Annotated in this window: 4 protein-coding genes; 3 read left to right on the top strand and 1 reads right to left on the bottom strand. The window is 32.9% G+C overall.

Translation table 11 applies throughout. The features are described 5' to 3' along the window. Positions 1-150 precede the first annotated feature (150 nt). The 3 genes from ABUA27_RS12230 to ABUA27_RS12220 all read left to right on the top strand — a co-directional run bounded on the left by ABUA27_RS12230 (position 151) and on the right by ABUA27_RS12220 (position 2988). Positions 151-1509 carry a sodium-dependent transporter gene (locus ABUA27_RS12230; protein ID WP_129982146.1) on the top strand — a complete coding sequence of 453 codons (1359 nt, stop codon included), beginning with the start codon at positions 151-153 and terminating at the stop codon, positions 1507-1509. A 76-nt stretch (positions 1510-1585) separates the two neighbouring features. Then, positions 1586-2503: a toprim domain-containing protein gene (locus ABUA27_RS12225; RefSeq protein WP_161220349.1), complete on the top strand. Its 918-nt coding sequence runs from the start codon at positions 1586-1588 to the stop codon at positions 2501-2503. 14 nt (positions 2504-2517) lie between these two features. Then, positions 2518-2988 carry an LURP-one-related/scramblase family protein gene (locus tag ABUA27_RS12220; protein ID WP_129982144.1) on the top strand — a complete coding sequence of 157 codons (471 nt, stop codon included), beginning with the start codon at positions 2518-2520 and terminating at the stop codon, positions 2986-2988. Between the two features lie 24 nt (positions 2989-3012). Here ABUA27_RS12220 and ABUA27_RS12215 read toward each other — a convergent pair whose 3' ends face one another. Then, the gene (locus ABUA27_RS12215; RefSeq protein ID WP_349820817.1) at positions 3013-4473 is read right to left on the bottom strand and encodes a C69 family dipeptidase; all 1461 of its coding nucleotides are present in this window, start codon (positions 4471-4473) and stop codon (positions 3013-3015) included. Between the last annotated feature and the right edge of the window lie 175 nt (positions 4474-4648).

The raw sequence follows: 4648 nt of genomic DNA, 5'->3' as shown, positions 1-4648 counted from the left end.
AATTGCCTACTCTACTCCACGTGCTCTGTAGTATACCACCTCTCTTTGATTATACTATTATATCGAGAGGCACACTAGAGTTTTGGGGGATTTGAGTTTGGTTATATATTTGTGTCCGCGCAACGAAGGCGCGGGGAAATGGGGGAAATTATGAAAGAGCGTGAACAATTTAAATCAAGGATAGGCTTCCTGCTTCTTTCTGCAGGATGTGCTATTGGTATTGGAAATGTATGGAGATTCCCTTATGTTGTAGGACAAAATGGTGGAGGAATCTTTGTCTTCTTCTATTTGATTTTCTTGCTTCTTATTGGTGTTCCAATTCTAAGCATGGAATTCTCTGTGGGACGTGCAAGTGCAAAAAGTCCAGTTAAAGCTTATCAGTCTTTAGAAAAATCAGGACAGAAATGGCATTTGCATGGTTATGTCGGATTATTAGGTAACTTCTGTTTAATGATCTACTATACTACAGTATCAGGATGGATGTTGAATTATTTCTATAAGTTCTTGACTGGTGGATTTACAGGAGTCAAAACATCTCAGATTGCATCAGTTTTCCAGAATGTATTATCTAGTCCATCTCAGAATATATTCTGGATGATAGTAGTTGTTGTTATTGGTATGTTAATATGTTCAATGGGATTACAGAACGGTGTAGAAAGAATTACAAAAGTTATGATGATTGGCTTACTTGGACTCATTGTAGTTCTTGCAGTACATGGGTTAACACTTGATAATGCGATGGCAGGTGTTAAATTCTATTTATATCCAGACTTTAATAAAATCAAACATATTGGCTTATTAAATGTGATCGTAGCGGCAATGAACCAGTCTTTCTTTACTTTAAGTATCGGTATTGGTTCAATGGCGATATTCGGTAGTTATTTAAAGAAAGATAAAACTCTTTTAGGGGAAGCAGTGAATGTTGCAGGGTTAGATACATTTGTCGCTATTGTGGCAGGTCTTATCATCTTTCCAGCATGTTTCTCATTTGGAGTAAATCCTGACAGTGGTCCAAGTCTCATCTTTATTACTTTACCTAATGTCTTTTTATCAATGACAGGCGGTAGAATTTGGGGTGCTCTATTCTTCCTATTTATGGCTTTCGCATCATTATCTACAGTCATTGCAGTATTTGAAAATATTATTGCCTGCACAATGGAATTATGTAACTTCACAAGAAAGAAATCAGTAATCATTAATTTGATTCTTATTACTGTATTCTCATTACCTTGTGCTTTAGGATTTAATGTCCTTAACTTCTTGCAGCCTCTTGGCAGTGGTTCAACAATACTAGATCTAGAAGACTTTATCGTAAGTAATCTTCTCTTACCACTTGGGTCTTTTGTTTATTTATTATTCTGTACATCTCGCTTAGGATGGGGATTCAAGAATTATCAAACAGAAGCCAATATGGGTGATGGTCCTAAAATCCAGAACTGGATGCAGGGTTATCTTACAATTATATTACCTATTGCAGTCATATTCGTATTTATCAGCAGTTTGGTTTAAACAGTGGATATTCCACTGTTTTTTTGTGATTTCTCCTAAATTATATGGAATATATTATATAGAGGAGGATCACTCAATGAAAAAAAGCCGTATAGAACATGTGAAGAAATATAGTATGCTTTCTCTTGTAGAAGATTTAGGCTTTACTCTTGTTTATGAGAGTTTTAATTACTATCATCTTGAGGAACATGATTCATTAAAAATCAGAGTAAATATCAATAGATTCTATTGGTATTCAAAAGGATTTGGGGGAGACACGATTACATTATGCCAGACATTGGGTTTAGAAAAGAATTCTGAATTTCATTCTTTTATCTATACGATTCTTTATCTGGAAATGAGAATGTATAAGAATCCTCATCATGAATTTAAAAAGATTAAAAGACAAGAGAGAAAACTCTATTTACCACGTAAAGACATTAATAATAAGAAGGTCTATTACTATTTATATGAAAGAGGCATTAATCTCAATATTATTGATTATTTTATTGATTATGAATATCTCTACCAGGAAGCAGTGCACCATAATCTTGTCTTTGTATCTTATAAAGGAAGTCACCCAGTATTCATAAGTAAAAGGGGAAGTGTGATAAATAATCGTTATATGCGTGAGCAGGCAGGAAATGATTATAACCATTGTTTTTATATATCGCATAACTCATCACTGCTTATTGTGACTGAATCTATTATTGATATGATGTCTCTAATGACTCTTACAAATAACTTTAAGAAATATGATTATTTATCACTTAATTCTGTCTCTCATTATCGTGCATTATTCTATCATTTAGAATATCAACCAATAGAAAGAGTCCTATTAAGATTAGACAATGATCAAGCAGGAAGATGGGCAGTTCATACAATCGTTGATATTTTAAATAAGAACTATCCCTATATCAAAATAGATGTAGCCTATCCTTATAGGCATAAAGATTGGAATGATTATCTTGTTTATGGTATTAAGCAAAAAGAAAATGATATAATTATATTCTAGAGAGGATGAGATACATGAAACTTATATTAAAACAAAAGATCTTTAGTTTGATGGATAGTTATGACATCTATGATGAATATGATCAGGTTGTCTATACAGTAAGCAGTCGTCTTTCATGGGGTCATAAATTAGACGTATATGACCCATCAGGTCATTGTCTAGCAACCATTAAAGAAGAAATATTGACATTCATGCCAAGATTTAGTATCTACATAGATGATCATTATATCGGTTCATTCCAAAAGAAAATCAGCTTATTTCCTAAATATGTCTTAGAATTTAATGACTGGTCTATTAATGGAGATTTCATGAACTGGAATTATACTATAAGTGATTCTTATCATGAAATTGCGACTATATCAAAAGAATTATTTCATTTTACAGATGTCTATGTCATTGATGTTCATAATAGCCAGGATGCGCTTTATGCATTACTTGTTGTACTAGCAATAGATGCTGAAAAGTGTTCAGCCTCAAATAACTAAAAAAAGAAGCCGAGGCTTCTTTTCTTATGCATCAGAACGGGCAAATTTATTCTTCATAGTAAAACTTAATTCATCTAAGACAAGATGTAATGTTTTTGAAGTTTCCTTCTTCAACATATCAGCTGCTTTTTGATTGGCTTCATGTCTTAATTCTGTTTTTCTTGCTTCATTTGTTTCATTTTCAATTAGTTCATCATATGTATGAATAATATGATGTGAATGAGATTGTACCACTCTTTGATAACGTTCAATATGGATGGCTGACTGTTTATCACATGCATCAGCCATAGCTCCTATAAGTCTATTGGCCCAATAGAAGTTATCAGTAGATACTTCACCTGTTGTATTACTGTAATATTCAGGTACAGTATCAATATGAATATATAATGGAACAAGTGTATTAAATACATTTGAACCAAATGTGAACCATTCAATAGGTTCCTGTCCCTGTCTTACCTGTAATACAGATAAGAAGTCATTTCTATTGATTCCTACAGGACGTAATGCACCTTTATTAGATAAATCTCCACGTGTAATATATGGATCATAAGGCGTATTCTGAAAATGAGTTGATAATGCATATTTTACATCTTCAACAGTAATCTTTCTTTCAGGTACCATAGTCCAAGGAATATCATCAGAAAATGGTGTAAAGTCTGCATTTTCTCCATCCCATTTATAAGTATGTGGATTTAAATAACGTCTAATAAACCAATCACGTGGTGTGTTGTAAACATGATCTGAATCATCATGTGAACCAAATGCATAACGTGCATTAAATGAATCATCTAGATTTAAACATAAATGATTCTTTTCAATAAATTCCTTTAAATCATCACTACATAAATGATTTTCTTTAGTAGTAAAAGCATCCTTTAAATCAAATGTATCAATACCTAACTGGTTAGGCATTACAACATAAGCATCATCAGGAACTCTTCTTGCAATCCAATGGTGACCACCAATAGTTTCTAACCACCAGATTTCATCATGATCAGAGAAGGCAATTCCGTTCATTTCATATGTTCCATACTTTTCTAGTAATGAACCAAGTCTTAATACACCTTCTCTTGCACTATGAATATAAGGTAATACAAGATAGACAATATCTTCTTCACCAATACCACCTGGTGTATTTGTTTCTTCATCATATTCTACAAGTGGATCAGCCCCTAATACACGAGGATTAGAAGTAATTGTTTCTGTCGCTGTCATTGCGACTTCTGCTTCATTAATTCCACTTGCTGCCCAGATACCTTCACTTTTTAAGGCATTTGGCATCGCAGTATATCTCATTGGATTATCAGGTAATTGAATCTTTAAATGAGATAACACTGTTTCATAAACTCTATTTTGTTGTTCTGGATGAATCACTGCAAGTTTCTTTGGTGTAAATCTTGTAGATTGTGAATCATCATTTCTTGCGATTAAGGTAGAACCATCATAAGATGCATTCTTACCTACTAGTAATGTTGTACATGGCATACATTCTCTCCTCCTTGTAGACTTTATTATAGACCTTAAAGTAAAATATTTCAGCACATATGTGCAACCAAATGGAGGGAATCATCGTATTAATAGTGAAGACAAACTATTAAATGTCAATAAATAGTTAAATTTTCTAGAATTTATTGATTTTATAGGCATTTGTCTTGGTTTA

Origin of the sequence: Catenibacterium sp. RTP21428st1_D7_RTP21428_210409, assembly GCF_040227455.1 — a bacterium.
Taxonomy (GTDB): domain Bacteria; phylum Bacillota_I; class Bacilli_A; order Erysipelotrichales; family Coprobacillaceae; genus Catenibacterium; species Catenibacterium mitsuoka_A.
The sequence above is the reverse complement of the archived record's forward strand: the minus strand, read 5'-3'. Positions and strand labels throughout refer to the sequence as shown.